Genomic DNA, 25891 nt, shown 5'->3' with positions numbered 1-25891 from the left:
GGCACATGTCGGGGCGCATTCGATTTCCCGTGCGCCCGATCGCACTCACGAGCGCCCCTCGCATCGCCCCCGAGGGCAGCACAAACCGGCCACAGGTGGTTTCAGCACGCCGGAGAATGTGGTCAGTTGACCCACCTTAGTCATCGTGGGCATGTTCCACAGGAAAATGCCCGATCACTCCCCACCCGTGCGCACAGTGCGTAACTTCGGCGTCACTCGGCCGAACCCTTGGCGGGAGGGGAGACACGGTGCCCGGAATCGACGAGTGCCTACTGGAAGCCATGACACTGCCCGGTGCGCGGGGTGCCTCGGTGGTCGACTGGACCAGCGGCCTGGCCCTGGGCACGGTCGGCGACGCGCCGGGCGACGACCACGAGACGACCGCGGCGGAGGCAGCCGAGCTGGCCCGGCTCGCCGCGGAGAACCGCTCGTTCGCCCCGAAGGACGGCTCCGACTGGTCCGAGTGGTCGGACCAGGAGACCCCGATCGAGGACCTGATCATCAGCAACCGCGACAGCTACCACGTCCTGCGGTTCGTCCGGACCACCTTCGACAGCAGCGTGTTCCTGCACCTGTGGCTGGGCCGCTCGGACGGCAATCTCGCCCTGGCCCGCATCCGGCTCGGCGAGATGGCCGGACGGCTGGTGCTCGTATGACCACGGTCAGGACACCTCCCCCGCCCCGGCTCCCGGTGCGGGACAGGGCACCGAGCGCCGCGGCCGGCGGCGTCTCGCCGATGCTCAGCCGGCTGGCCGACGAGCGGGCCACCGGGGTCCTCATCCGCGAGCGCGGCACCCTCTACCTCGCCGACGGCGAGGTGGTGCACGCCGAGAGCCCGGCCACCCCGGGGCTCGACGTGCTGTTCTCGGTCCGCGGCGTACTGGACGCCGAGGTGTGGCAGGAGGCGGTCGCCGCGGCCGGGGCGCGCCGCCGGGTCGGCCGGTTCCTGATCGACAGCGGACGGATCGCGGAGGGCGCGCTGGAACTGTGCCACCTCGGTTCCCTGTACGACGCGGCGTACTTCGTGCTCGGGCCGAGCAGCACTCCGAGCCGCTTCCGCTACGGCGCCGCGCACTGGTTCGGCCCGCTGCGCCCCGTCCCCGTGGCCGCCCTGGAACGCGAGACGGTGCGCCGCCGTGAGCTGCTGCACCGCATATGGCCCGACCCGGCGACCGACACCGCGCCGATCCGGCGCGCCCTGCTCACCGCGGGGCCGGCGGTGCCGCTCCGCCAGGAGGCCGTCCTCGGCCGGGTGGACGGCGTCCGCACGGCGGCGGACGTGTCCCTCGCGCTGGGGCGGCCCGCCTTCCACACGCTCGTCGACCTGCGCCGGCTCGCCGCCGCCGGACTCGTGACAGCCGCTCCCGTACCGAAGCCGCTCCCCGCGCCCAGCGTGCTCACCCAGACCTCCACCGATCCCGACGTCGCGTTGCTGCGACGGCTCAGAGACGCGCTGGAGGCCTTGTGAGTCCCAACCCGCGGGAGGCCTTGTGATCCGCGCGCTACGACAGCGTGCCGAGAGGAGACTGCTGATGGCGGCGGAGCCCGAAGTCCTGGACGAACTCCATCGGTTGAGGGCCCGGGTGCCCCAGTTGACCGGAGCGCTCGCGGCCAGCGCCGACGGTCTCGTCCTCGCCCACGACACGCCCGGTGTGGAGCCGGACGGCCTGGCGGCGCTCACCGCGGCCGCACTGGGTGTCGCCATTCGGATGGCCGAGAGCACCGGGCACGGCGACCTGCGTGAGCTGCTGGTACGCGGCGTGCACGGCTATGTCGCGACCTACGCGGCCGGCGGCTCCGCCGTGCTGACGCTGCTCGCCCAGGACCGCGTCAACGTCGGCCGGCTGCACCTGGAGGGGCGCCGTTCCAGCACCCGGATCGGCGAACTCGTCGACGCCGCCACGGCGCGCGGCGAGCCGCTCCCCGACCCGGCCAAGACCTCCGCGAAGACCCCGTCGGGCACTCCGCGTACACGCACGGCGCGCGGCACCACCGCCACGCGCCCCACTTCTACCCCTGCGACCAACCACCCGAGAACATCAGAGAGTTGAAGGAGCACCACATCATGACGAACACCGAGACCGCCCTCAAAGAGGCACTGGCGTCCATCGAGGGCGCGACCGGCGCCGCCCTCGTCGACTACACCAGCGGCATGGCGCTGGGCACCATCGGTGGCAGCAAGAGCTTCGACCTCACGGTCGCGGCCGCCGGCAACACCGACGTCGTCCGCGCCAAGCTGCGCACGATGGAACACCTGGGCCTGAAGGGCGACATCGAGGACATCCTGATCACACTGTCCGACCAGTACCACCTGATCCGGCTGATGAAGGGCCGCGGCGGGAACGGTCTGTTCCTGTACCTGGTCCTCGACCAGAAGCGGGCCAACCTGGCGATGGCCAGGCACCAGCTCAAGCGGATCGAGACCGATCTCGAGGTCTAGTACCCGCCAGGCGAAGCCCGTTCGGGTCAGCGACGCCGCGCCCCACCGGGCGCGGCGTCGCCCGCCGCCACTCCGGTGGCCCGGACGGCCCGGACCGGCTTGCCCACGGGGGCCCCGGCGCGCGGGCCGAGCCAGTCGACCCGCACCCAGATCAGCGCCTGTTCGGCACGTTCCAGACGCCCGAGCCGGCCGGCCTTCAGCCACAGTCCGGCACCCGCGCCGGCGAGCAGCATGCCGCCCGCGACGGGCACCGCGAACGAACTGCCCAGCGCTGCCGCGAAGGCGAGCAGGAGCCACCAGCGGTGCCCCCGGCGCCAGTTGCGAAGCGTCACGGCACGGTCCTGGAGCACATCGTGCTTACCGGCACGGGCGGCGGACCGGACCAGGGCGGCGTACCGCTTCCTGCGCCAGTACGCCACCACGACCACCGCGACGAGAAACAGCGCGGCACCCGCCGTCACGCCGATCCTGCGTCCGGTCAGTCCGGGGATCATCGCCCCGATTCCGGCAGCCGCCACTCCGCACCACCACAGCGGTGCGGCTCCCGCCCGCACCACGACGGCCATCCGGGCCAACCCCTGTCCTCCGCGCGCCACGATCCGCCTCCCGTCTCAGCGCCTGCACGCCCACGGGTGCGGCGCCGACCGCCGCCGCGCCCGTGTGTCTCTGGGCGCGCAGGCTAGCCACGGAAGGTGAGACGAGTCTGAGAAACGCCCGGATCCGCACACCCGGGCCCGTGCCGGGCCCGTGCCGGGTTCGTGCCGGGTTCGTGCCGGGCTCGTGCCCCGGTGCCTACTCGACGAACAGTCCCCGTACGGCGGCCCGCGCGTCGAACTGCTCCAGTCGCGCCTGCGCGTCCGGCAGGTCGTCGCACATGGCCTCCAGCAGAACGCGGCCCAGCAGCATCGGAGCGCAGGCCGTGTCGAAGGCGAGGCCGGTGCCGACGGCGGCGGGGAGCAGCAGGTCGGACACCTTCGCCACCGGCGCGAACGCGGAGTCCGCGACCGTGACGACGGTCAGCCCGGCCTCCTTCGCGTAGCCGAGGGCGTCGACGACCTCGCGCGGGTGGCGAGGCAGCGCGAAGCACAGCAGGGCCGTGGCCCCGGCCCGGACGGCCGCGTCGACGCGGTCCTGGAGCATCGTGCCGCCCTCGTGCAGCAGCCGCACGTCGGGGTGCACCTTGGCGGCGAAGTAGGCGAAGCCGTAGGCCTGGGAGGCGGCGGCGCGCAGCCCGAGGACGGGCAGCGGCCGGGAGGCGGCCAGCAGGCGGCCCGCCCGCGCGACCGGGCGCGGATCGGCGAGCACCGCGGCGAGGTGGCGCAGGTTCTCGATCTCGGCCTCGACGGCCTGCTGGTACTCGTTGTACGAGGCGGTGTCGGCGGCCGGTTCGGCGGGCGCGACCTCGCGCAGGTGCTTGCGCAGCGCCGGGTAGCCGTCGAAACCGAGGGCGACCGCGAAGCGGGTGACGGAGGGCTGGCTGACGCCGGCGAGTTCGGCGAGTTCGACGCTGGACAGGAACGGCACGTCGGCGGCGCGGCGCACCATGCTGTGGGCGATGCGCCGCTGGGTCGGCGTGAGCCGGCGCCCCTCGAACAGGGCCTGGAGCCGCCCGGCGGGACTGTCGCTCGCACCCGTGTCGCTCTCCGCCCCGACGCCCCCGTCCACCTTTTCGCCCCCGTCCCCGTTCACGTCCCCGTTCTTGTCGCTGCCCGCGCTCATGACGTGCTCCCCCTCCACCAGGACTCCTCGACCGCCTTCATCGCATCGGTGCCGGGACGACGCCACGCGCACACCCTTCTCCTCAGGTGGCCTCTTCGGTCTCCTCAGGTCTATTCAGGTAACCAGAACTCTGCATGACGATATGCAGACCGGCAAGGGGCGCCCGCCGGGGGTTCGGCCCAGCGCCAACAGGGGGGCTATCCCCAGTGCCCCGCGGGCCTCCGCTGCCTACCGTGAAAGGCATGACCGGTAGCGAAGCCCGCCACGACGACGCGGAACTGAAGAAGGAACTCAACGCCACCCTGCACGCGCGCAGGGAGCTCGGCGACGAGTACGAGTCCGCGCTGGTCGACTCGTTCCTGGAGAAGGTCGAGCAGCGCCTCGACGGCTCGGTCGACCGCCGGGTGCGGCGCCGGCTGGCCGAACAGCAGATGGTGGTGGCGCGCGGCACGCGTTCGCCCCAGTCGTCCGACTCGTGGGGCGAACGGTTCGGCTTCGGGATCGTCTCGCTCGTCCTCGCGGTCCCGCTGTCCGCGATCGGCGGCGGAATCGCGCACCTGCCCGGACTGCTCGTCGCCTGGGGCGGCATCGTGGGCGTGAACGTGGTCCAGGCGGCGCGCCTCTCACCGAACTTCTTCGGCCGCCGCAAGAGCCGCCCGGAATCGGACTGGGAGGACTAGCGGCCCGGAGGATCCTGGAGGACCGGGACGGCGAGGAGAAGCCGTCCCGGACCGTACGGGCACACGAAAGGGCCCGGCACGTGAGACACGTGCCGGGCCCTTCGACGTGTTGCGCGGGGACCGCCGCACCCCCGGTGAAGGGGGGCGGGACGACGGCGGTCCCCGCGAGCGACGCGGGCCGGGTCAGGACCGGGCTTGCGCGTCCAGGCGTCCATGGAGGTCCGGGAGCCGCTCCGGAGGTCCTTGGCGCCGTTCTGTCGTCGGCCGGGGCGGGGAGCCGCTCCCGCCCTGCCGACACCCACTAATGTGCCGGACCCGTGTTAAGCGAGTGCTGCGCGGACGTGACGCGCTCGTACCACTTCCGCGAAGTTCGCCCCGGCCGGTGCTCGAAGATCCACACGGACCCGACACTTCGAACAAATTTCCCGCTCCGGGCCGGAAGAACCGGACGTCATGCGCCCGGCACCGCCCTCGACCGCCGTCCGTGCGCCACCCGCGCGGTCCCGCCGACTACGCCCTGATGCCGCCCTTGGCCAGGAAGGAGAGGAGGTCCTGCCGGCTGACGACACCGGTGGGCTTGCCCTCGACGAGCACGATCGCGGCGTCGGCACGACCGAGCACGGACATCAGGTCGGCGACCGGCTCACCGGAACCGACCTGCGGCAGCGGCGACGACATGTGCTTCTCCAGCGGGTCCTCCAGGGAGGCCCGCTTGGTGAACAGCGCGTCGAGCAGCTCGCGCTCCACGACCGACCCGATGACCTCGGCGGCCATCACGTCCGGGTGACCGGCGCCCGGCTTGACGATCGGCATCTGCGAGACGCCGTACTCGCGCAGCACCTCGATCGCCTCGCCGACGGTCTCCTCCGGGTGCATGTGGACGAGCGAGGGGATCGTGGCCCCCGCCTTGTCGTTCAGCACGTCGGCGACCCGGGCGCTCGGACCGGCGTCCTCCAGGAAGCCGTAGTCGGCCATCCACTCGTCGTTGAAGATCTTGCTGAGGTAGCCGCGCCCGCTGTCGGGGAGCAGTACGACCACGACGTCGTCGGGGCCGAGGCGCTCGGCGACCCGCAGCGCGGCGACCACGGCCATGCCGCAGGAGCCGCCGACGAGCAGGCCCTCCTCCTTGGCCAGGCGGCGCGTCATCTGGAAGGAGTCCTTGTCGGACACGGCGACGATCTCGTCCGCGACCGTACGGTCGTACGCGGTCGGCCAGAAGTCCTCACCGACGCCCTCGACCAGGTACGGGCGGCCCGAGCCGCCGGAGTACACGGACCCCTCGGGGTCGGCGCCGACGACCTGCACCTTGCCGTCGCTGGCGTCCTTCAGATACCGGCCGGTACCGGAGATCGTGCCGCCGGTGCCCACACCCGCGACGAAGTGGGTGATCTTCCCCTCCGTCTGCTCCCACAGCTCGGGGCCGGTCGAGTGATAGTGCGACAGGGGGTTGTTCGGGTTCGAGTACTGGTCGGGCTTCCAGGCCCCCGGGGTCTCCCGGACCAGCCGGTCGGAGACGTTGTAGTACGAGTCCGGGTGCTCCGGGTCGACGGCGGTGGGGCAGACCACGACCTCGGCCCCGTACGCGCGCATCACGTTGATCTTGTCCGTGGAGACCTTGTCGGGGCACACGAAGATGCAGTGGTACCCCTTCTGCTGCGCCACGATGGCGAGCCCCACACCGGTGTTCCCACTGGTCGGCTCGACGATCGTGCCGCCGGGCTTGAGGTCGCCGCTCTCCTCCGCGGCCTCGATCATGCGCATGGCAATGCGGTCCTTCACGGATCCGCCGGGGTTGAAGTACTCGACCTTCGCCAGGACGGTCGCCTGGATGCCCGCGGTCACGTTGTTGAGCCTCACCAGCGGGGTGTTGCCGACGAGACTGATCATCGAGTCGTGGAATTGCACCGTTGTCTCCGGAGCTGCGTTTTCAACAGGAATGGTCCCGTCAGCCTACGGCCCTGAACGCTCGTTCACGCGCCGTTGAGATTGGCCCACCCGCTCTTCGGGGCAAGCAGTGGTTGTACGGCTACAAGGAGGTGGCGGCGACGGATGTCGAGCATGTCGAGGGCGCGGGTGGCCCGGCGGATCGCTGCGGGCGCGGCGTACGGCGGGGGCGGGGTCGGACTGGTGGGTGCGGCGGCCGTCGGCCTGGTGCTGGCCGAGGTGCAGCTCGCGAAGCGGCATGTGGGCAACGGGCACGCTCCCTACGCCCCGCGCGCGGACGGTCTCTACGGGTACGACTACACCGGTGCCCCCGCTGACGAACCCCCGCTGCGCCTGACGATGCTCGGCGACTCGACGGCGGCGGGACAGGGGGTGCGGCGGGCCCGACAGACGCCGGGCGCGCTGCTGTCCTCCGGGCTCGCGGCGGTGGCCGAGCGGCCGGTGGAGCTGTGCAATGTGGCCCTGCCGGGCGCCCAGTCGGACGACCTGGACCGCCAGGTCGCGCTCGCCCTCACGGACACCGCCCGACTGCCCGACATCTGCGTGATCATGATCGGCGCGAACGACGTGACGCACCGGATGCCGCCGACACGTTCCGTACGGCACCTGTCGGCGGCGGTACGGCGGCTGCGCACCGCCGGCGCGGAGGTGGTCGTCGGCACGTGTCCCGACCTGGGCACGGTCGAGCAGGTCCAGCAGCCGCTGCGCTGGCTGGCCCGGCGCGCCTCCCGCCAGCTGGCCGCCGCCCAGACGATCGGGACGGTGGAGCAGGGCGGCCGCACGGTGTCGCTGGGCGACCTGCTGGGCCCCGAGTTCGAGGCGAACCCGCGCGAGCTGTTCGGCCCCGATCACTACCATCCCTCGGCGGAGGGGTACGCCACGGCCGCCATGGCGCTCCTGCCCACGGTCTGTGCGGCGCTGGGCCTCTGGCCGGCCGAGGAGGAGCGTCCGGACGTCTCGCGGCACGAGGGTTTCCTGCCGGTCGCCCGTGCGGCCGCGGAGGCCGCGTCCGAGCCCGGCACGGAGGTCGCGGCCGCCATGCCCACCGGCCCTCGCGGCCCCTGGGCCCTCCTCAAACGCCGCCGCCGCCACCGCCTCCCCGCCACAGACCCGGCCCCAACCCCGTCCCCCTGACCCCGACCCGTCCCGGCCCGCCCCGGGACCATCCCCGGAGCTCCGGGCTCCGCCCCCCGGGCTCTGGGCACCGCGCTCCGAGCGCCGTGTTGCGCCCCCTGAGCTCCGGGCTCCGGGCTCCGGGGACGGTCCCGGGACGGGAGGGCGCGTTCCCGGCCGCGGGTGCGTGGGGGCTGGTCGCGCAGTTCCCCGCGCCCCTGACCCCGTCACCTCGGCCGGCATCAGAGAAGCGGGCGCCCGAGAAGCGGGACCGAAATCCAGCCCCGGCCGGCGAAGAACCAGCCCCTCCGGCGCTTGAGGCGCGGGGCAAGGGCGAAGCCCGGATTCAGCCCCTCCGGCGCTTGGAGGAGCGGGGGCGGGGGCAGGACCCGAATTCAGCGCCTCCGCCACTCGACGAGCGGGGGCGGGGGGCAGGACCCGGATTCAGCCCTTCCGCCACTCGACGAGCGGACGAGCGAGGGTGGGGCGAAGCCCGGATTCAGCCCCTCCGGCGCTTGAGGGGCGGGGGCGGGGCAGGACCCGGATTCAGGGCCTCCGCCGCTCGACGAGCGGGGGTGGGGCGGAGCCCGGATTCAGCCGCTCCGGCGTTTGAGGAGCGGGGTCTGGGGCAGAGCCCCAGGAAAGGGGAGGTCAGAGGGGGCCCGCCCCCTCACCGGGCCCCGCGCAACGGACCACCCCCAAAAGGCGCCCCCGCCAGAGAAAAGCAAGCGCTTAGAAAAGTGCGGCCGGTGTCACACACCCAGACCGGTGACCTCGACGGTACGTGCGGGTAACTTCCCAATCAGCCCTGCACACTTCCCGTACGCCAATGGAGCCGTGATGCCCGAAGCCGTGATCGTCTCAGCCACCCGCTCCCCGATCGGCCGCGCCTTCAAGGGCTCCCTGAAGGACGTGCGCCCCGACGACCTGACCGCCACGATCATCCAGGCCGCCCTCGCCAAGGTCCCCGAGCTGGACCCGAAGCTCATCGACGACCTGATGCTCGGCTGCGGCCTCCCCGGCGGCGAGCAGGGCCACAACCTCGGCCGCATCGTGGCCGTGCAGATGGGGATGGACCACCTCCCGGGCTGCACCATCACCCGCTACTGTTCCTCCTCCCTTCAGACCTCCCGCATGGCCCTGCACGCCATCAAGGCGGGCGAGGGCGACGTCTTCATCTCGGCCGGCGTCGAGATGGTGTCGCGGTCCGTCAAGGGCACCTCCGACGGCATGCCCGACACGCACAACCCCCTCTTCGCCGACGCCGAGGCCCGCACGCTCGAAGTCGCGCAGTCGGAGGGTTCGAGCTGGCACGACCCGCGCGAGGACAGCCTGGTCCCGGACGCGTACATCGCGATGGGCCAGACCGCCGAGAACCTGGCCCGCCTCAAGGGCGTCACCCGCCAGGACATGGACGAGTTCGGCGTGCGCTCGCAGAACCTCGCCGAGGAAGCCGTCAAGAACGGCTTCTGGGAGCGCGAGATCACCCCGATCACGACCCCGGACGGAACGGTCGTCAGCACGGACGACGGCCCGCGCGCGGGTGTGACGCTGGAGGGCGTCCAGGGCCTCAAGCCGGTCTTCCGCCCCGACGGCATGGTCACCGCGGCCAACTGCTGCCCGCTGAACGACGGCGCCGCCGCCCTCGTGATCATGTCCGACACGAAGGCCCGCGAGCTCGGCCTGACCCCGCTCGCCCGCATCGTCTCCACCGGCGTCACCGGCCTCTCCCCCGAGATCATGGGCCTCGGCCCGGTGGAGGCCAGCAAGCAGGCGCTCAGCCGCGCCGGTCTCACCGTCGACGACATCGACCTGTTCGAGATCAACGAGGCCTTCGCCGCCCAGGTGATCCCGAGCTACCGCGACCTGAACATCCCGCTGGACAAGCTGAACGTGAACGGCGGCGCCATCGCCGTCGGCCACCCCTTCGGCATGACCGGCGCCCGCATCACCGGCACGCTCATCAACAGCCTCCAGTTCCACGACAAGCAGTTCGGGCTGGAGACCATGTGCGTCGGCGGCGGCCAGGGAATGGCCATGGTCATCGAGCGCCTGAGCTGACATCGACGACCCGTTCCCGTAACGGGAGTTGAACCCAGAGTGAACGAATCGGCCCAGAAGCCCGTAACCACCGGGCCTCTGGGCCGATTTGTGATCCAATCCCCTCCAAGATGTGACCTATGTCCCTCCGCGGGGACATTCCAGCAGGTCAGAGTGGTTGGACAGTTAAACCCGAGGCCCAAAGTCCTGTCCTATTCGTGACGTTACGCACTGACAGTTTGGTGGTTCGCCCTTCAAGCTGATGTAGGAAGTCGGGGGCCGACTTTGAACCGGGAGTACGTCAGTGAGCGCCATGCCGATTGCTTTGCTGCTCACCACCGCCGCCACCGCGGCCGTGGGCGTCGCCGTTCTGCACACCCTGCAGGGTCTGCGTCGGCAGATCGCAGCCCTGCACAGTGAACTCGCCCAGAGCCGGGCCGATGCCCTGCGGGGTCTCGTACCCGCGGCGCGTGGATCCGCCGACGCGGACGAGATACGCACGGCCGTGGCCGAGGCGCTCGCCGAGGAGCGGGAGCGGGAACTCGCCGAGGCGCGGGCCTTCTGGGCCGCGCAGGAGGCGCGTGACGCCTCCGACGCGCCGTCGCTGCTCGGCCTGCCGGACAGCGAACTGTTCCTGCCGCGCCACTCGGACTTCGTGGGCCTCGACCACCTGGAGCCGGTCGCCGAGGCAGGACCGGACCTGGAGGAGTTCCTTCAGACCGGTACCGCCGGCGACTCCCCCGAACTCGCCGCGGCCCGCCGCCGCCACCCCTCGCACCCGGACTTCGTCCCCGTCCAGTCACCCGTGGTCAACGACCACGAACGCACGGTGGCCTGCCTGGAGGAGCTCGCCGAGTCCCGTACGGAGCTGGCGGACGTCCGCCCCGGCCCGCTCGGCACCCTCGACGTCTACGTCTTCGCCGACGGTACGACCCTGTGCATGACCCCGGGCCACCGCGAGACCGCGCTGCGGCTCGCCAAGGCGCTGGAGGCCGGCCAGACTCCGGTCCTGCTCGGCGGCTCCGGCGTCTCGGGCGCGTACGCCCTGACGTTCGCCTTCGGCGAGGAGAACGTCTACATCCTGGCGGACCGCGTCATAGCGTCGCTGTGACCCGCACGCCGTCGCGCTGACCCGCGCGGCGCGTCCGCGAACCGCACGGCCTCACCGCGGCCGCCCCCTCCTCCGAGGCGGGGGCCGCGCCGCACCGCGGAACCGGGCGACCGCGCAGGAGCCGGTCGGCCGATCAGACCCCGGCGCGTTTCTGTGCCTCCGCCACGAGCGTGACCGCTTCCGCCAGTTCCTCCTCGTTCTTCAGTACGAGGGCGAAGTCGTGCGCGGCGACCGTGATTTGGTCGGCGGCGGCGAACATCCCGGCGTCGGGCATCTCCCGGGGCTCCCCCGACGGGTCCTCGACGCGCTGGGTGCGCAGCGCGAACTCCCTGGCCAGCCCCAGTGCCTCGGCTGCCGCACCTCGTTGCAGGCGGCTCTGCGGCGCGGCCCGCAACCGGTCGGCGAAATGGTCCACGGCACGGGTCAACGGCGTCGTATCCAGCACGCCGCGAGACTACGCGCAGCGGTGGGACTGTTGCCAACAACCCAACCCTCAGGCACGGTGGCGTGAAGGACCGGCTTACATCCCCTTTGCGTTCGGAGGCGCCGATGTCCCAAGTCTTCTCCGAGGAGACCCATCGCAACCTGCTCGCCCGCATCCCTCATTGCACCGGTCGTGAGATCTCCGACTGGCTTCGCACCGTCGACGAAGGCCCCGCCCTCTTCCGCTTCGAGGAGAAGGTCAGCTGGCTCCGCGCCGAGCACGACCTCGCGTACGGCCACGCCAAAGCGATCATCCATGAGTACGACCTGAGGAGGGCCGCGCGCAAACTGCTGTGAGCGCGCACCACCGACACGACAGACAGCCGACGACGAAGGGCCCGCGAACCGGTGGTTCGCGGGCCCTTCAGGTCACACATGACGGCCGGTCAGGCCGTCGGTGCCGCTAGTCGCGGCCGCTGAAGATGGCGACCAGTCGCAGCATCTCCAGGTAGATCCACACGAGGGTCACGGTCAGGCCGAACGCGGCCAGCCATGCCTCTTCCTTCGGCGCGCCGTAGGTGATGCCGTCCTCGATCTGCTTGAAGTCGAGGGTCAGGAAGAACGCGCCGATCAGGATCGCCAGGATGCCGACGATCGCGCCGAGCGGGCCGCTGCTGCGCAGTCCGCCGTCCGGGGCGACCCCGAAGACGACCAGCAGCAGGTTCACCGCCATGACGGCGACGAAGGCGATGGCGATGGTCATACCGATGCGCGCGTACCGCGCGGTCACCCGGATCCAGCCCGCCTTGTAGACGAGCAGGGTGGCGCCGGTGACCGCCATGGTCCCGAGCACCGCCTGGAACGGGGCGCCGTGCCACTGCGAGTTGTACATCTCGCTGACGACCCCGAGGAAGACGCCTTCGAAGGCGGCGTACCCGATGATCAGCGCGGGCGAGGCGGTGCGCTTGAAGGACTGCACCATCGCGAGCACGAAGGCGACCAGCGCGGAGCCGATGGCCAGGCCGTAGCTCGTGGCGGAGACCGGCAGCAGCGCCCAGGCCAGGACGGCGCCGACGACGACGGTGCCGAGCGTCATGGCCGAACGCATGACGACGTCGTCCATCGTCATCCGGCCGGTGGTGACCGGGGCCTGCGGCGGAGCGCCCTGCTGAAGGCCCTGCTGTGCGTAGGGGTTCTGCGCGTACGGGTTCTGCGCGTAGGGGTTGCCGCCCTGCTGGGCGTACGGGTTCCCCTGCGTGCCGACAGCGGGTCCCCCGGCCTGCGGCGCCGCGTTGAAGCCCGCGTAGCCGTTGTCGCGGCTGAACCCCCGTCGCGAGAAGACCGGGTTACTGCTCCTCATTTCGCTCCTCCATGGCCACCCTCGTGGCCTTGGCTCAAGGGTAATGGGTAGGCAAAGGAATGACCCTCGTGCTTGGGGAGGATCTTTCCCTCGTTGTGCCACCGTACGCGTGTGCCCCCCGCCACGCCCGCACTGGTACTAAGCCGTGACACCGGCCTCGCGGAGCGCCGGTGCCCTCTCAAGCGACCTTGATCCCGTCTTGTTCCCGCGGCGCCGCTCCCGCCCGCTCCCGTTCACCGAGAGGGAAGCCCGTGTAACCCTCCGCGAGGTCCGCCGCGGCGGCGCGTGAGCTCGTGATCCGCTCCAGGCGGGCGAGCTGGACGCGGTCCTCGAAGGGGGTCGCGGCGGGGTCGCGGTGCAGCAGGGACGTCATGTCGTACGAGAACCGTTCGGCCTGCCAGACGCGGCGCAGACAGGTCTCGGAGTAGGCGTCGAGCCGCTCGGCCGATCCGGTGTCCCTGAGGTGGATCAGGGCGCGGGCGAAGGTGACGACGTCGCCGACGGCGAGGTTGAGGCCCTTGGCGCCGGTCGGCGGCACGATGTGGGCGGCGTCCCCGGCGAGGAAGAGCCGGCCGTGCCGCATCGGCTCGTGGACGTAACTCCTCATGGGCGTGACGGACTTGGAGGTGATGGGACCGCGTCGCAGCCGCCAGTCGTCGGCGGTCTCCAGACGCCGGTCCAGCTCGTCCCAGATCCGTTCGTCGCTCCACGCGCCGGCGTCCGTGCCCTCGGGCACCTGGAGGTAGAGGCGGGAGACGGTGGGCGAACGCATGCTGAGCAGGGCGAAGCCGCGCTCGTGGCGGGCGTAGACGAGTTCGTCGTGCGAGGGCGGCACGTCGGCGAGGATGCCGAGCCAGCCGAAGGGGTACGAGCGCTCGAAGGTGCGGGAGAGCGCGTCGGGCACGGCCTTGCGGGCGACGCCCCAGAAGCCGTCGCAGCCGACGACGTAGTCGCATTCCAGTACGTCCTCGCGCCCCTCGTGCCGGAACCGTACGCGGGCCCGGTCGTCCTCGGCCCCCTCGACGGCCAGCGCCTCGGCCTCGAAGAGCAGCGGCCCGCCGTCCTCCAGTTGCAGCGCGATGAGGTCCTTGCACACCTCGGTCTGCGCGTACACCATCACGGCGCGCCCGCCGGTGAGCCCCGGGAAGTCGATCCGGTGCCGCTCCCCCCGGTACCGCAGCTCGATCCCGTCGTGCGGCAGCCCCTCCCGGTCCATCCGCTCCCCGGCCCCGGCGGCCCGCAGCACGTCCACGGTCCCCTGCTCCAGGATCCCGGCCCGCTGCCGCTGCTCGACGTACGCCCGGTCGCGGCTCTCCAGGACGACCGACTCGATCCCGGCCCGGTGCAGCAGCCTCGCCAGCAACAACCCGGCCGGCCCGGCCCCGACGATCCCCACAGTGGTCCGCATCGACATGCCCACACCTTCCTCGATGTTCGCGAAGTGAACTTTCCTTCACCACCTCACCGGCGTGAGTCTCCGCCGCCGGGGAACGACTGTCAACGACCGGGGGCACCCCGTCGCCGCCGGGGCGGGGGTGCGAAAGCGACCGGAACGGCAGCCGGCGGGCCACGCTCGGAGGGATCCGACTGTGGCCCGCGTCCTGCGTCGCAAGTGCGGGAAGTGCCCGGAACCGGACTTGAACCGGTACGCCCGCGAGGGGCAGCGAGGTTTAAGCTCGCCGTGTCTGCATTCCACCATCCGGGCAGACCATGGGCTCCGCATCGAGGTTCCGAGCCTATCGGGGCGCGTCCCCCGAACAGCGGGCGTGCGGACCGATGTTGTCTTATTTTATTGGCGCCTGAGGGTGCATCAGCACGCGGTACAGGCCGTCAGCACTTGCCAACAGCCTTTCGGACGCGCAGGGCCCGCGTACACGAATTGACGGAATTTCACCGTCCGAACAAGGTCGGGACGGGCGTTCCCGAGGTCCCCGGCCGCCTCCCGGGAGAACGGCCGCGCCACGCGCGGTCCTTGGACCTCCGCGACACCCCCTCCGAGGCGCCCCCTCCGAGGAATCCCCGGAGGTCTTCGCGACACCCGGCCCGGAGGGCCCTCAGGGAAGCTCCGTCATCCCCAGGTATGACGCGACCGCTCCCCGTCCGACCGCAGGCTGCCCCCGGAACCGGAGCAGCGGGTGACTCCTTCCCGCGAATCCGCACGGACGATGGACACATCCCCATCAACGTCGTCGTCCGACAGGAGCACCCTCCCGTGACCACCACTCCCCTCGCCGGCACAAGCACCGCGGTCGCTGCCCGCGCCACGGAACTGTCGAAGGTCTACGGGCAGGGCGAGACCCAGGTGATCGCCCTCGACCGGGTCAGCGTCGACTTCCGGCAGGCCGAGTTCACCGCGATCATGGGCCCCTCGGGGTCCGGCAAGTCCACGCTGATGCACTGCGTGGCGGGGCTGGACAGCTTCTCCTCCGGCTCGGTGCGCATCGGCGGCACCGAACTCGGCTCCCTGAAGGACAAGCAGCTCACCAAGCTGCGCCGGGACAAGATCGGCTTCATCTTCCAGGCGTTCAACCTGCTGCCGACGCTGACGGCCCTGGAGAACATCACCCTCCCGATGGACATCGCGGGCCGCAAGCCCGACAAGGAGTGGCTGGACACGGTGATCAAGATGATCGGCCTCGCCGACCGTCTGGGCCACCGCCCGTCCCAGCTCTCCGGCGGCCAGCAGCAGCGCGTCGCCGTCGCCCGTGCCCTCGCCTCCCGCCCCGAGATCATCTTCGGCGACGAGCCGACCGGGAACCTCGACTCCCGCGCGGGCGCGGAGGTCCTCGGCTTCCTGCGCAACTCCGTACGGGAGCTGGGCCAGACCGTGGTGATGGTGACGCACGACCCGGTGGCCGCCGCCTACGCGGACCGGGTCGTCTTCCTCGTCGACGGGCAGATCGTGGACGAGGTGCACGAGCCGACCGCCGACTCCGTGCTGGACCGTATGCGCAATCTCCCCGGAGGAAAGTCCCGGACCCCCGAGTCCGAGGTCAAGGACCAGGACCAGGGCCAGGCCAAGGACCAGAGCCAGGCCAAGGGCCAGGAGCAGGACCAGGCCAAGGACCGCATCAGCTGACGCACCGCCGGGCCGCTCACCCCGCGCCCCGCGCCCCCGGGTGGCCGCCCGCCACCTGCACGCCGTCCGCGCGGTCCACGCCGTCCGTGCCTTCCGCACACTCCTCAGAACACCCCGTGCGCCCACCCGCGATACCGCGCGCTGTTCGCGCGCCTGCCGCGCGCCCTCCTGCGCTCTCCTGCTCCTTCCTGCTCCTTCCCGCGACCCCTGGACTGAGAAGACCCATGTTCCGTACAGCCTTGCGCAACGTGTTCGCGCACAAGGCCAGGCTCCTGATGACCGTGCTCGCCGTCCTCCTCGGCGTCGCGTTCGTGTCGGGGACCCTGGTCTTCACCAACACCATCTCCGACGCCTACCAGAAGAGCTCCGCCAAGGGGTTCGACCAGGTCGACGTCGCCATCCACCCGGAGAGCGCGGCCGACACCGGCGACACCCTCGGCACGACGCACAAGCTGACCCGGCCGCTTCTCGACAAGGCGGCCGGGGTGCCGGGAGCCGCCTCCGTGATCGGTGTCGTCAACGGCTTCACCGCCATCGCCGACAAGGACGGCAAGCTGATCGGCGGCGGATTCCAGTCGCAGGGCGGCAACTACTGGACCGGGAAGGACGGCGGGAAGGACCCCCGCTACCCGCTGACGGCCGGGCACGCCCCGCACGGCACGGGCGAGGTCGCGATCGACGCGGAGACCGCGAAGCGGGCCGGCTACAAGGTCGGCGACACCATACGGCTGTCGGTCGACGGCCCCGTCCTCAAGCCCGTCGTGACCGGCGTCTTCACCACCGACGACGGCAACGTGGCCGCCGGCGGCAGCCTCGCCCTGTTCGACACGGCGACCGCGCAGAAGCTGTTCCACTCGGCCGGCTCCTACGACGAGATCGACGTGAAGGCCGCGCCGGGCACCAGCCAGACCGCGCTGCGCGACGCGCTCGACGCCGTCGTACCGAAGGACGTCGCCTCCACCACGACCGGACGGAAGCTCGCCGCCGACCAGGCGGAGCAGATCTCCTCGGCGATGAGCGGGATGAAGACGGGCCTGCTGGTCTTCGCCGGGATCGCGCTGTTCGTCGGCACGTTCATCATCGCCAACACCTTCACCATGCTGGTCGCCCAGCGCACCAAGGAACTCGCGCTGCTGCGCGCCGTCGGCGCCTCCCGCCGCCAGGTCACCCGGTCGGTGCTGATCGAGGCGTTCGTGGTCGGCGCGGTCGCCGCCGTCGGCGGGCTCGCCGCGGGCATCGGCATCGGCGCCTCGATGCGCTCCCTGATGGGCACGCTCGGCGCCACGGTGCCGGACGGCCCGCTGGTCGTCTCGCCCGGCACGGTCGCCACGGCGCTGCTCGTCGGCGTCCTCATCACCATGCTCGCGGCGTGGCTGCCGGGCCGCCGCGCCGCGAAGATCCCGCCGGTGGCCGCGATGAGCAGCGTCCACGCGAAGGCGACGACGAAGTCCCTGGTCCTGCGGAACTCGACCGGCGCCCTGTTCTCGGCCGCGGGCGTCGCCGTGGTCCTCTACGCGACGACGCTGGACGGCTCGGACGGCCAGGCCCCGATGGGTCTCGGCGCGGTGCTCCTCATCATCGGCGTCTTCGTCCTCACCCCGCTGCTGTCCCGCCCGATGATCGCCGCGGCGGCTCCGGTCCTGCGGGTCTTCGGCATCTCCGGCAAGCTGGCCCGGCAGAACTCGGTGCGCAATCCGCGCCGTACGGCCGCCACCGCCTCGGCGCTGATGATCGGCCTCACCCTCATCACCGGCATGACGGTGATGGCGGGCAGCCTGCAGAAGTCGATCGACAAGATGGCCAGTTCGGCGATCAAGGCGGACTACGTCGTGTCGATGGCGAACGGCAACTCCCTCTCCCCGGACGTCGAGAAGAAGCTCGCGGCGGTCGACGGGGTCACCGCCATCAGCTCGCTGCGCAACGCGCCCTCCCGCATCGACCGGCAGACCGAGTTCCTGACCGGCGTCAACGGCGCGACCATCGGCGAACTCACCGACCTCGCCGTCACCGACGGCTCGTTCCGGGTCGGCGGCACCCGGGTCACGGTCGACTCGGACATCGCCAAGGCCCATGGCTGGAAGGCAGGTTCGGACTTCCGGGTCTCCTACGAGGACGGCAGGAAGGAGAGCCTGACCGTCGCCGGGGTGTACGAGGCCAACGAGGTGATCCGGGGCATCATCCTCGACAACGCCACCCTCTCCCCGCACCAGCGCGACGCCGCCGACATGCAGGTCATGGTGAAGACGGCGGGCGGGGCGTCGGCCGCGACCAAGGACAGGCTGGAGAAGGCCCTCGGCGACAACCCCGCCGTCAAGGTCCAGGACAGGCAGGACATCTCCAACGACATCGCGAAGATGTTCACGCTGATGCTCAACATGCTCTACGGCCTGCTGGCGATGGCGGTGATCGTCGCCGTCCTCGGTGTCATCAACACCCTCGCGATGTCGGTGTTCGAGCGCTCGCAGGAGATCGGGATGCTCCGCGCGATCGGCCTGGACCGCAAGGGCATCAAGCGGATGGTCCGTCTGGAGTCCCTGGTCATCTCGCTCTTCGGCGGCGTCCTCGGCGTCGGCCTCGGCGTGTTCTTCGGCTGGGCCGCCGGGCAGTTGCTGGGCAGCAGGATGTCGACGTACGAACTGGTCCTGCCCTGGGGCCGGATGGCGGTCTTCCTCCTCCTCGCGGGGACGGTCGGCGTCCTCGCGGCACTGTGGCCGGCCCGCCGGGCGGCCCGTCTGGACATGCTGACGGCGATCAAGTCCGAGTAGCGGGACGGACGGTGGGCCGGGGCGGCAGGCCCGGGAGACACGCGGGGAGGGGGTCCGTTCCGGCCGGAACGGACCCCCTCCCCGCGCGTTCGGCCCGATCCGCCACGCGTCAGTTCCAGGTTCTCGCCCGTAGCGGCATCCCGGACGTGCCGGTGGCGTCCGGGGTCTTCACCGCCAGGACCTGGTTGACGCCGATCTGGTTGCGTTCGAAGGCGACCGCGCTGGCGGCCATGTACAGGCGCCACACGCGGGCCCGGCCGGGGCTGGTGAGCCGGACGGCGCGGGACCACCCGGCCTCCAGGTTGGCGACCCAGCGGCGCAGGGTGAGCGCGTAGTGCTCGCGGATGACCTCGACGTCGCGCACCTCGAACCCGGCCCGTTCGAGCTGTGCCACGGTCGTCCCGAGGGGCGCGAGCTCACCGTCGGGGAAGACGTAGGCGTCGATGAACTCGTCGACGGAGTACGTCGATTCGTCGCGCTGCGGCCGTCGGGCGATCTGGTGGTTGAGGAGCCGTCCGCCGGGCCTGAGGAGACGATTCAGCACCTCGGCGTACTCCAGGTAGCGCTCGGCGCCGACGTGTTCGGCCATCCCGATGGAGGAGATCGCGTCGTAGGGCCCGTCGGCGACGTCCCGGTAGTCCTGCACCCGGATCTCCACCCTGTCGGTCAGACCCTCGTCCGCGACCCGCTTACGGGCGTACGCGGCCTGTTCCTGCGACAGCGTCACCCCGACCACGGTCGCACCGTGGTCGCGGGCTGCGTGGATGGCCATCGAACCCCAGCCGCAGCCGACGTCGAGGAGCCGCCGACCGGGCTTCAGGTCCAGTTTCCCGGCGACGAGTTCGAGCTTGTCGCGCTGGGCCTCCTCCAGGGTGCCGCCCTCTTCCCAGTAGGCGCACGAGTAGACCATGGAGGGGCCGAGGACGATCTCGTAGAAGTCGTTGCCGACGTCGTAGTGGTGGCTGATGGCTCGTCGGTCGCTGCGCTTGGTGTGCAGGTGGCGGCGCCTGCGCACCTCCTCGACCGGCGGGGCCGGCGGCAGCGGCGGCCCGGCCAGCTTCACCAGCCCGCGCACCGCCGCGCGTACCTCGGGGTCGCGCAGCGCCTCCACGAGCCCGCGCGCGTCCTCGCCGCGCTCCCAGACGAGCCCGGAGATCAGGTTCAGGGCGCTGTACAGGTCCCCCTCGACGCCCAGGTCGCCGGAGACCCAGGCGCGGGCGAGACCCAACTCGCCCGGTTTCCAGAGCAGGCGGCGCACCGCCCGCCGGTTGCGGACCACGAGCGCCGGAGCGCCGGGCGGACCTGCTTCCGAACCGTCCCAGGCGCGGATGCGCAACGGGAGCGGGGCTCCCAGCAATTGTTCGACAAGGCTCTTCAGCCGCGGCGCGGCGTCCTGCATGGCGTACACCTCCGAGACAACACTCCCGAACGCTCCGACACCACGTAAACACCTACCCGCTCCGCGCGCAGTCCCCCTTCCGCGTTACAGATTCGCAAAATGCGTGTACGCACCACGCTTTGGGCGGTGCCACCGCCCCGCGTCCACGCGCCGCGTCGGGCTTCCGGGGAACGCCGAAGGGGCCGCCCGCACCACGGATGGCGGGCGGCCCCTTCGGGGCGTTCGGTGACCGGAGGTCAGGAGGCCTTGGCCTTCTCCTCGGTCTTGGCGGCGGGCGCCGGGGCGGCCGCGGCCGGAGCCGGCTTGGCGGCCTCGTAGAACTCCTCGCGAGGAGTCTCCATGGCGCCGAGGGAGACGACCTCGCGCTTGAGGAACATCGCGAGCGTCCAGTCCGCGAAGACGCGGATCTTGCGGTTCCAGGTCGGCATGGCCAGACCGTGGTAGCCACGGTGCATGTACCAGGCGAGACGGCCCTTGAGCTTGATCTTCGTCTTGCCCAGGACGATCATCGCGACGCCCTTGTGGAGACCGAGACCGGCCACCGCGCCCTTGTTGGAGTGCGAGTACTCCTTCTGCGGGAAGCCGCGCATACCGGAGATCACGTTGTCGCCGAGGATCTTGGCCTGACGAAGCGCGTGCTGCGCGTTCGGCGGGCACCAGGCGTTCTCGACACCGGCCTTGCGGGCGGCGACGTCCGGCACCTGGGCGTTGTCGCCCGCGGCCCAGATGTAGTCCGTGCCCTGCACCTGGAGGGTGGTCTGGGTGTCCACGTGGCCACGCGGGCCGAGCGGCAGACCGAAGCGGGAGAGAACGGGGTTCGGCTTGACGCCGGCCGTCCAGACGATCGTGTTGGAGTCGACCTCGAGGCCGTTCTTCAGCACCACGTGGCCGTCGACGCAGGAGTCCATCGAGGTGGAGAGGTAGATCTCCACACCGCGGCTCTCCAGGTGCTCCTTGCCGTACTGGCCGAGCTTGGGGCCGACCTCGGGCAGGATCTTGTCCGCGGCGTCGACGAGGACGAAGCGCATGTCCTCGCGGGACACGCTGCTGTAGTACTTGGCCGCGTCGCGGGCCATGTCCTCGACCTCGCCGATGGTCTCGGCGCCGGCGAAACCGCCGCCCACGAAGACGAAGGTCAGCGCCTTGCGGCGGACGTCCTCGTCCGTGGTGGAGTCAGCCTTGTCGAGCTGCTCAAGGACGTGGTTGCGCAGGCCGATGGCCTCCTCGATGCCCTTCATGCCGATGCCCTGCTCGGCGAGGCCGGGGATCGGGAAGGTGCGGGAGACCGCGCCCATCGCGATGACGAGGTAGTCGAAAGGCAGCTCGTACGCCTCGCCCACGAGGGGGGCGATCGTGGCGACCTTGCGGTCCTGGTCGATGGTGGTGACCCGGCCGGTGAGGACCTCCGCCTTGGGCAGTACGCGTCGCAGCGGGACGACGACATGCCGCGGGGAGATGCTGCCGGCGGCGGCTTCGGGGAGGAAGGGCTGGTAGGTCATGTACGACCGGGGATCGACGACCGTGACGGTCGCCTCTCCGTAGCGCATCTGCTTGAGGATGCGCCGAGCTGCGTACAGGCCTACGTACCCACCGCCTACTACGAGGATCCTGGGACGCTCCGTGGTGCTCATGCCATCGAGTATCCACCCGCTTCAGGGGGGTCGCTCGTGCGCCCCTTCACAAGCTTGGGCAGGGGCTCTGCTACACTCCGCCGCCCACGTGATCGAGGTCATGGCGGCCGAGGGGAACCACCGTACGGTTCGTACCGTTGTCAACACCGCGTGAGCTGCACTCCAACCCATTCGGCCGAGCGGACCACACCCCCGTTTCACCACCCGGAAACACGGCGGCAACGCTCCTTCGAGCATCCTGCCGGACCGACTGAGCCCCATGGAAGGGCCCAAGTGGCCCCTTCCTCGCTCAGCAAGGTCTTTTTCCTTGTGAAGAACTTCACGAACTTTCTCGACGGGGTCTCGCCGGAGGGGTTCCGGGACCCCTCCAGACCCGCTCATACGTTATCCGACACGCTCAGCCGAGGCTACTGATCAGTAGTAAACGAGACCGGGACCACGCCTGCGCGACGCTGCCGAAACACCGCCGGACACCGCGTCCGGAGCTCCCCACGACCCCCTGTGCGTCCCGGAAGGCCGACGGCCCCGGTCCCTCGGGAAAAGAGGTACCGGGGCCGCCCCACGTCCGTTCTCGACGCGTCAGCGCGTGTCAGTCGCCCTGCCTGCCCGCTTCGGCGTCCTCCGCCACCTTGAAGGCGATGCCGTCGAGGATGTCGTGCTCGCTCACCACGACCTCCGCCGCCCCGGTCCGCTCCATGATCGAGAGCAGCACGAGGGCGCCCGCCCCGATCACGTCGACCCGGCCCGGGTGCATCGAGCCGATCGCCGCGCGCTCGGCGTGGGTGGAGCGCAGCAGCCACTCGGTGATCTCGCGGACGCGGGCGACGGAGACCCGGGAGTGGTGGATCTTCGCGGAGTCGTACTCGTCGAGTCCCAGCGCGATCGCGGCGACCGTGGTGACCGAACCGGCCAGCCCCACCAGGGTGCGCGCCTCGCGCAGCGGGACCGTCTCCTCGGCGAGGTCGAGGGCGGCCTCGATGTCGGCGCGCATGGCCGCGACCTGCTCCGCGGTGGGCGGGTCGGTCACCGCGCCGTCGCGCACGAGGTGACGTTCCGTCATGCGTACGCAGCCGATGTCCACGGAGCGTGCCGCGCGCACCCGGTCGGCCCCGACGACGAACTCGGTCGAACCGCCGCCGATGTCCACCACCAGGTAGGGCGTGGCGAGGTCGTCGCGCCCGGCCAGTTCCCTGGTCGCGCCGGTGAAGGAGAACTCCGCCTCCTGGTCCCCGGTGATGACCTCCGGCTCGACGCCGAGGATGTCCAGCACCCCGCGTACGAACTCGTCCCGGTTCTCGGCGTCCCGGGAGGCGGAGGTGGCGACGAAGCGGAGCCGCTCGGCGCCGTGCTCCTTGATGGCGGCCGCGTAGGCGCGGCAGGCGGCGAAGGTCCGCTCCAGCGCCTCGGGGGCGAGCCGGCCGGTGCGGTCGACGCCCTGGCCCAGCCGGACGATGGTCATCCGCCGGTCCAGGTCGGCGAGTTCGCCCGTCGCCGGGTCGGCGTCGGCCACCAGGAGCCGGATGGAGTTCGTACCGCAGTCGACGGCGGCGACGCGGGTCACCGGCTCTCTCCGCGCTCGCCGTCCGGCACGGAGTCGCCAGCGTCGGCGGCACCGGCTTCCCCGGGCTCCCCGGAGCCCTTGGCCCGGCCCGTCGGTCCGTCCTCCGCGGGGAGCGTCACGCACGCCCCCTTGCGCCACCACTCCGGAAGCATCGCGATGGCCTCGTCACCGAGCGGGTTGACGCCCGGCCCGGCGGCCAGCGAGTGGGCGACCAGGACGTGCAGGCACTTCACCCGGTCAGGCATGCCGCCCGCGCTCGGGAAGCCCGCCAGCACCTCGATGGCGTCCCGTCGCGCGATGTAGTCCTCGTGGGCGGCGCGGTAGGCCGCGGCCAGCTCGGGATCGGTGGCCAGCCGGTCGGTCATCTCCTTCATGACCCCGTTGGCCTCCAGCGTCCCGATCGCGGACGCGGCCCGCGGGCACGTCAGGTAGTACGTGGTCGGGAACGGCGTCCCGTCGGGGAGGCGGGGCGCCGTCTCCACCACGTCGGGCTGACCGCAGGGGCAGCGGTGCACGATCGCGCGCAGTCCGCGCGGCGGCCGGCCGAGCTGCTGCTTGAAGGCCTCGACGTCGGCGTCGGTGGGCTCGGTGCGCGGGGTGGTGGGAGGTGGCGTTTCCATGCCGTGCGTCACGTGTCTTTCTGGTCAGTTCATGGGTCGTCACTGGTCGGCGGCGTCGGACTTGTCCACGCCGTCCCAGACATTGGTGTACCAGGGGCGGTCGGCGGTGCCCCGGTTCGCCCGGGCCTGCTTCGCCGCGTCCGGGTCGATCACGATGTAGCCGGTCTCACCCGGCATCACATAGTGCAGCCGCTGCCGGATCTGCTGCTTCGCGTACGCGTCGTCCTGCCAGCGCGCCTTGAGGTCGCGCAACTGCTCGACCCGCTGCCGGGCCTGCTCCTGCTGCCGCTCCAGGTCGGCGACCTGGGCGCGCTGGGAGACGTACTGCCGCATCGGGTACGCGAGGGCGACGATCAGGGAGCACAGGACCAGGGCGAGCAGCGCGGCCCGGCCGGTCAGCCGGGAGCGGCGCGCCTGCCGCTTGGTCTGGGAGCGGTAGACCCGGGCCGCCGTCTGCTCGCCGAGCAGCTTCAGCCTGGTCGAGGTGGAGAACCGGTCCCGGTCCTTCACTGCCATGAGTCCCGCCTCCCCAGTACTGGCCCGCCGGTACGGGCCCCTCACGCGCGTACGTCCCCGCACACGGTACGGGACCGGGTGCGGGGACGTAGGGACGACGCTTGCCGAGCCTTGCGGGGTCAGTCCTTGAAGCGGGGGAACGCCGAGCGGCCGGCGTACACCGCGGCGTCGTCGAGGATCTCCTCGATACGCAGCAGCTGGTTGTACTTGGCGACGCGCTCGGAGCGGGCCGGGGCGCCGGTCTTGATCTGGCCGCAGTTGGTGGCGACGGCGAGGTCGGCGATCGTGACGTCCTCGGTCTCGCCGGAGCGGTGGGACATCATGCACTTGTAACCGCTGCGCTGGGCGAGCTCGACGGCGTCCAGGGTCTCGGTCAGCGAACCGATCTGGTTCACCTTGACGAGCAGCGCGTTGGCGGTGCCCTCCTCGATGCCGCGGGCCAGGCGCTCCGGGTTGGTGACGAACAGGTCGTCGCCGACGATCTGGACCTTCTCGCCCAGCTTGTCGGTGAGGACCTTCCAGCCGGCCCAGTCGTCCTCGAAGAGCGGGTCCTCGATGGAGACGAGCGGGTAGGCCGCCACGAGCTCCTCGTAGTACTCGGTCATCTCGGCGGCCGAGCGGGACTTGCCCTCGAACTCGTACTTGCCGTCCTTGTAGAACTCGGACGCGGCGACGTCGAGAGCGAGCGCGACCTGCTCGCCGGGGACGTAACCGGCCTGCTTGATGGCCTCGATGATGAGGTCGAGCGCGGCGCGGTTGGAGTCCAGGTTCGGGGCGAAGCCGCCCTCGTCGCCGAGGCCGGTGGACAGGCCCTTGGACTTCAGGACGGACTTGAGGGTGTGGTAGACCTCGGTGCCCCAGCGCAGGGCCTCGGAGAAGGACTCCGCGCCGATCGGGGCGATCATGAACTCCTGGATGTCCACGTTCGAGTCGGCGTGCGACCCGCCGTTCAGGATGTTCATCATCGGAACGGGCAGCAGGTGCGCGTTCGGGCCGCCCAGGTAGCGGAAGAGCGGCAGGTCGGACGCCTCGGAAGCGGCGTGCGCGACGGCGAGCGAGACGCCGAGGATGGCGTTGGCGCCGAGCGAGCCCTTGTTGTCGGTGGCGTCCAGGTCGAACATCGCCTGGTCGATCAGGCGCTGCTCGGTGGCGTCGTAGCCGACGAGCTCCGGGCCGATCTGCTCGATGACGGCCAGGACGGCCTTCTCGACACCCTTGCCCTGGTAGCGGTTGGGGTCACCGTCACGGAGCTCGATGGCCTCGAAGGCTCCGGTGGAGGCGCCGGACGGAACGGCGGCACGACCCGTGCTGCCGTCGTCGAGGCCGACCTCGACCTCGACCGTGGGGTTGCCTCGGGAGTCCAGGATTTCCCGGGCTACGACGACGTCGATGGACGGCACGAGCATCTCCTTCTGGGATGTGACGCGGGTATGCGGGGCTTGGCAGCCCCGCGGGATGAGCCTATCCGGCCCGAGGGGATCGGCCAGCCG

Annotated in this window: 22 protein-coding genes, 1 tRNA gene and 1 pseudogene; 11 read left to right on the top strand and 13 right to left on the bottom strand. The window is 71.1% G+C overall.

Going from position 1 to position 25891, the window contains the following annotated elements; translation table 11 throughout:
* Nucleotides 1-248 precede the first annotated feature (248 nt).
* The 4 genes from OHT01_RS23795 (at nt 249) to OHT01_RS23780 (ending at nt 2440) form a co-directional block, all read left to right on the top strand.
* Complete coding sequence (locus tag OHT01_RS23795) at nt 249-656, top strand: hypothetical protein (protein WP_261704018.1); 408 nt, start codon at nt 249-251, stop codon at nt 654-656.
* Nucleotides 653-1468 carry a hypothetical protein gene (locus OHT01_RS23790; protein WP_405916907.1) on the top strand — a complete coding sequence of 272 codons (816 nt, stop codon included), beginning with the start codon at nt 653-655 and terminating at the stop codon, nt 1466-1468. Before OHT01_RS23795 ends, OHT01_RS23790 begins: the two co-directional genes overlap by 4 nt.
* A gap of 64 nt (nt 1469-1532) precedes the next feature.
* Nucleotides 1533-2051, top strand: coding sequence for a roadblock/LC7 domain-containing protein (locus OHT01_RS23785; RefSeq protein ID WP_328555147.1), 519 nt, complete (start codon nt 1533-1535; stop codon nt 2049-2051).
* A 14-nt stretch (nt 2052-2065) separates the two neighbouring features.
* Nucleotides 2066-2440, top strand: coding sequence for a hypothetical protein (locus OHT01_RS23780; protein WP_261704015.1), 375 nt, complete (start codon nt 2066-2068; stop codon nt 2438-2440).
* 26 nt (nt 2441-2466) lie between these two features.
* Here OHT01_RS23780 and OHT01_RS23775 read toward each other — a convergent pair whose 3' ends face one another.
* Nucleotides 2467-3036, bottom strand: a complete 570-nt coding sequence (locus OHT01_RS23775; protein WP_328555146.1) for a hypothetical protein — start codon at nt 3034-3036, stop codon at nt 2467-2469.
* A 196-nt stretch (nt 3037-3232) separates the two neighbouring features.
* Nucleotides 3233-4159 carry a MurR/RpiR family transcriptional regulator gene (locus tag OHT01_RS23770; protein WP_328555145.1) on the bottom strand — a complete coding sequence of 309 codons (927 nt, stop codon included), beginning with the start codon at nt 4157-4159 and terminating at the stop codon, nt 3233-3235.
* Between the two features lie 242 nt (nt 4160-4401).
* Between OHT01_RS23770 and OHT01_RS23765 the strand changes: the two genes are divergently transcribed.
* Nucleotides 4402-4839: a hypothetical protein gene (locus OHT01_RS23765; protein ID WP_328555144.1), complete on the top strand. Its 438-nt coding sequence runs from the start codon at nt 4402-4404 to the stop codon at nt 4837-4839.
* A gap of 510 nt (nt 4840-5349) precedes the next feature.
* Here OHT01_RS23765 and OHT01_RS23760 read toward each other — a convergent pair.
* The gene (locus OHT01_RS23760; protein ID WP_328555143.1) at nt 5350-6744 is read right to left on the bottom strand and encodes a cystathionine beta-synthase; all 1395 of its coding nucleotides are present in this window, start codon (nt 6742-6744) and stop codon (nt 5350-5352) included.
* A 144-nt stretch (nt 6745-6888) separates the two neighbouring features.
* Between OHT01_RS23760 and OHT01_RS23755 the strand changes: the two genes are divergently transcribed.
* From OHT01_RS23755 to OHT01_RS23745, 3 genes are all read left to right on the top strand, one after another.
* Complete coding sequence (locus OHT01_RS23755; RefSeq protein WP_328555142.1) at nt 6889-7917, top strand: SGNH/GDSL hydrolase family protein; 1029 nt, start codon at nt 6889-6891, stop codon at nt 7915-7917.
* An 819-nt stretch (nt 7918-8736) separates the two neighbouring features.
* On the top strand, nt 8737-9957 hold the full coding sequence (locus tag OHT01_RS23750; RefSeq protein WP_328555141.1) for an acetyl-CoA C-acetyltransferase: 1221 nt from the start codon (nt 8737-8739) through the stop codon (nt 9955-9957).
* A 292-nt stretch (nt 9958-10249) separates the two neighbouring features.
* Nucleotides 10250-11047 carry a hypothetical protein gene (locus OHT01_RS23745; protein ID WP_328555140.1) on the top strand — a complete coding sequence of 266 codons (798 nt, stop codon included), beginning with the start codon at nt 10250-10252 and terminating at the stop codon, nt 11045-11047.
* Between the two features lie 133 nt (nt 11048-11180).
* Here the strand turns inward: OHT01_RS23745 and OHT01_RS23740 are convergent, their stop codons facing one another.
* Nucleotides 11181-11492 (bottom strand): hypothetical protein, encoded by a 312-nt coding sequence (locus OHT01_RS23740; protein ID WP_328555139.1) that lies wholly within the window; start codon nt 11490-11492, stop codon nt 11181-11183.
* Between the two features lie 104 nt (nt 11493-11596).
* Here OHT01_RS23740 and OHT01_RS23735 point away from each other — a divergent pair, with 104 nt between their 5' ends.
* Nucleotides 11597-11827 carry a DUF4287 domain-containing protein gene (locus OHT01_RS23735; RefSeq protein ID WP_103550712.1) on the top strand — a complete coding sequence of 77 codons (231 nt, stop codon included), beginning with the start codon at nt 11597-11599 and terminating at the stop codon, nt 11825-11827.
* Between the two features lie 106 nt (nt 11828-11933).
* Here the strand turns inward: OHT01_RS23735 and OHT01_RS23730 are convergent, their stop codons facing one another.
* From OHT01_RS23730 to OHT01_RS23720, 3 genes are all read right to left on the bottom strand, one after another.
* Entirely contained in the window at nt 11934-12830 is an 897-nt protein-coding gene (locus OHT01_RS23730) for a Bax inhibitor-1/YccA family protein (protein ID WP_328555138.1), read from the bottom strand.
* A gap of 178 nt (nt 12831-13008) precedes the next feature.
* Nucleotides 13009-14238, bottom strand: a complete 1230-nt coding sequence (locus OHT01_RS23725; RefSeq protein WP_328555137.1) for a 4-hydroxybenzoate 3-monooxygenase — start codon at nt 14236-14238, stop codon at nt 13009-13011.
* A gap of 214 nt (nt 14239-14452) precedes the next feature.
* Nucleotides 14453-14535: transfer RNA gene (locus OHT01_RS23720), tRNA-Leu, on the bottom strand.
* Between the two features lie 507 nt (nt 14536-15042).
* Between OHT01_RS23720 and OHT01_RS23715 the strand changes: the two are divergent.
* Nucleotides 15043-15810: pseudogene (locus OHT01_RS23715) on the top strand (ABC transporter ATP-binding protein); the annotation flags it as partial.
* Between the two features lie 323 nt (nt 15811-16133).
* On the top strand, nt 16134-18674 hold the full coding sequence (locus tag OHT01_RS23710) for an ABC transporter permease (protein ID WP_328555136.1): 2541 nt from the start codon (nt 16134-16136) through the stop codon (nt 18672-18674).
* Nucleotides 18675-18783: 109 nt separating this feature from the next.
* Here the strand turns inward: OHT01_RS23710 and OHT01_RS23705 are convergent, their stop codons facing one another.
* From OHT01_RS23705 to eno, 6 genes are all read right to left on the bottom strand, one after another.
* Entirely contained in the window at nt 18784-20073 is a 1290-nt protein-coding gene (locus OHT01_RS23705; protein WP_328555135.1) for a cyclopropane-fatty-acyl-phospholipid synthase family protein, read from the bottom strand.
* A 236-nt stretch (nt 20074-20309) separates the two neighbouring features.
* Complete coding sequence (locus tag OHT01_RS23700; RefSeq protein ID WP_328555134.1) at nt 20310-21704, bottom strand: NAD(P)/FAD-dependent oxidoreductase; 1395 nt, start codon at nt 21702-21704, stop codon at nt 20310-20312.
* Between the two features lie 589 nt (nt 21705-22293).
* The gene (locus tag OHT01_RS23695; protein WP_328555133.1) at nt 22294-23265 is read right to left on the bottom strand and encodes a Ppx/GppA phosphatase family protein; all 972 of its coding nucleotides are present in this window, start codon (nt 23263-23265) and stop codon (nt 22294-22296) included.
* Nucleotides 23262-23885, bottom strand: coding sequence for a DUF501 domain-containing protein (locus OHT01_RS23690; RefSeq protein ID WP_328555132.1), 624 nt, complete (start codon nt 23883-23885; stop codon nt 23262-23264). Before OHT01_RS23690 ends, OHT01_RS23695 begins: the two co-directional genes overlap by 4 nt.
* A gap of 39 nt (nt 23886-23924) precedes the next feature.
* Complete coding sequence (locus tag OHT01_RS23685; RefSeq protein ID WP_328555131.1) at nt 23925-24401, bottom strand: FtsB family cell division protein; 477 nt, start codon at nt 24399-24401, stop codon at nt 23925-23927.
* A 119-nt stretch (nt 24402-24520) separates the two neighbouring features.
* Complete coding sequence (eno, locus tag OHT01_RS23680; RefSeq protein WP_328555130.1) at nt 24521-25807, bottom strand: phosphopyruvate hydratase; 1287 nt, start codon at nt 25805-25807, stop codon at nt 24521-24523.
* Nucleotides 25808-25891: the final 84 nt, after the last annotated feature.

Origin of the sequence: Streptomyces sp. NBC_00358 (assembly GCF_036099295.1) — a bacterium.
In the GTDB taxonomy this organism is placed as follows: Bacteria; Actinomycetota; Actinomycetes; order Streptomycetales; family Streptomycetaceae; genus Streptomyces.
Note: the sequence above shows the minus strand (reverse complement) of the source record. Positions and strands in the feature narration are given on the sequence as shown.

Bases quoted from the DNA above. Each gene is read 5' to 3' on its own strand.
- OHT01_RS23790 (WP_405916907.1), top strand. From the start codon at position 653: ATGACCACGGTCAGGACACCTCCCCCGCCCCGGCTCCCGGTGCGGGAC.
- OHT01_RS23785 (WP_328555147.1), top strand. From the start codon at position 1,533: ATGGCGGCGGAGCCCGAAGTCCTGGACGAACTCCATCGGTTGAGGGCC.
- OHT01_RS23780 (WP_261704015.1), top strand. From the start codon at position 2,066: ATGACGAACACCGAGACCGCCCTCAAAGAGGCACTGGCGTCCATCGAG.
- OHT01_RS23770 (WP_328555145.1), bottom strand. From the start codon at position 4,159: ATGAGCGCGGGCAGCGACAAGAACGGGGACGTGAACGGGGACGGGGGC.
- OHT01_RS23765 (WP_328555144.1), top strand. From the start codon at position 4,402: ATGACCGGTAGCGAAGCCCGCCACGACGACGCGGAACTGAAGAAGGAA.
- OHT01_RS23755 (WP_328555142.1), top strand. From the start codon at position 6,889: ATGTCGAGCATGTCGAGGGCGCGGGTGGCCCGGCGGATCGCTGCGGGC.
- OHT01_RS23750 (WP_328555141.1), top strand. From the start codon at position 8,737: ATGCCCGAAGCCGTGATCGTCTCAGCCACCCGCTCCCCGATCGGCCGC.
- OHT01_RS23745 (WP_328555140.1), top strand. From the start codon at position 10,250: ATGCCGATTGCTTTGCTGCTCACCACCGCCGCCACCGCGGCCGTGGGC.
- OHT01_RS23735 (WP_103550712.1), top strand. From the start codon at position 11,597: ATGTCCCAAGTCTTCTCCGAGGAGACCCATCGCAACCTGCTCGCCCGC.
- OHT01_RS23730 (WP_328555138.1), bottom strand. From the start codon at position 12,830: ATGAGGAGCAGTAACCCGGTCTTCTCGCGACGGGGGTTCAGCCGCGAC.
- OHT01_RS23725 (WP_328555137.1), bottom strand. From the start codon at position 14,238: ATGCGGACCACTGTGGGGATCGTCGGGGCCGGGCCGGCCGGGTTGTTG.
- OHT01_RS23710 (WP_328555136.1), top strand. From the start codon at position 16,134: ATGTTCCGTACAGCCTTGCGCAACGTGTTCGCGCACAAGGCCAGGCTC.
- OHT01_RS23705 (WP_328555135.1), bottom strand. From the start codon at position 20,073: ATGCAGGACGCCGCGCCGCGGCTGAAGAGCCTTGTCGAACAATTGCTG.
- OHT01_RS23700 (WP_328555134.1), bottom strand. From the start codon at position 21,704: ATGAGCACCACGGAGCGTCCCAGGATCCTCGTAGTAGGCGGTGGGTAC.
- OHT01_RS23690 (WP_328555132.1), bottom strand. From the start codon at position 23,885: ATGGAAACGCCACCTCCCACCACCCCGCGCACCGAGCCCACCGACGCC.
- OHT01_RS23685 (WP_328555131.1), bottom strand. From the start codon at position 24,401: ATGGCAGTGAAGGACCGGGACCGGTTCTCCACCTCGACCAGGCTGAAG.
- eno (WP_328555130.1), bottom strand. From the start codon at position 25,807: ATGCTCGTGCCGTCCATCGACGTCGTCGTAGCCCGGGAAATCCTGGAC.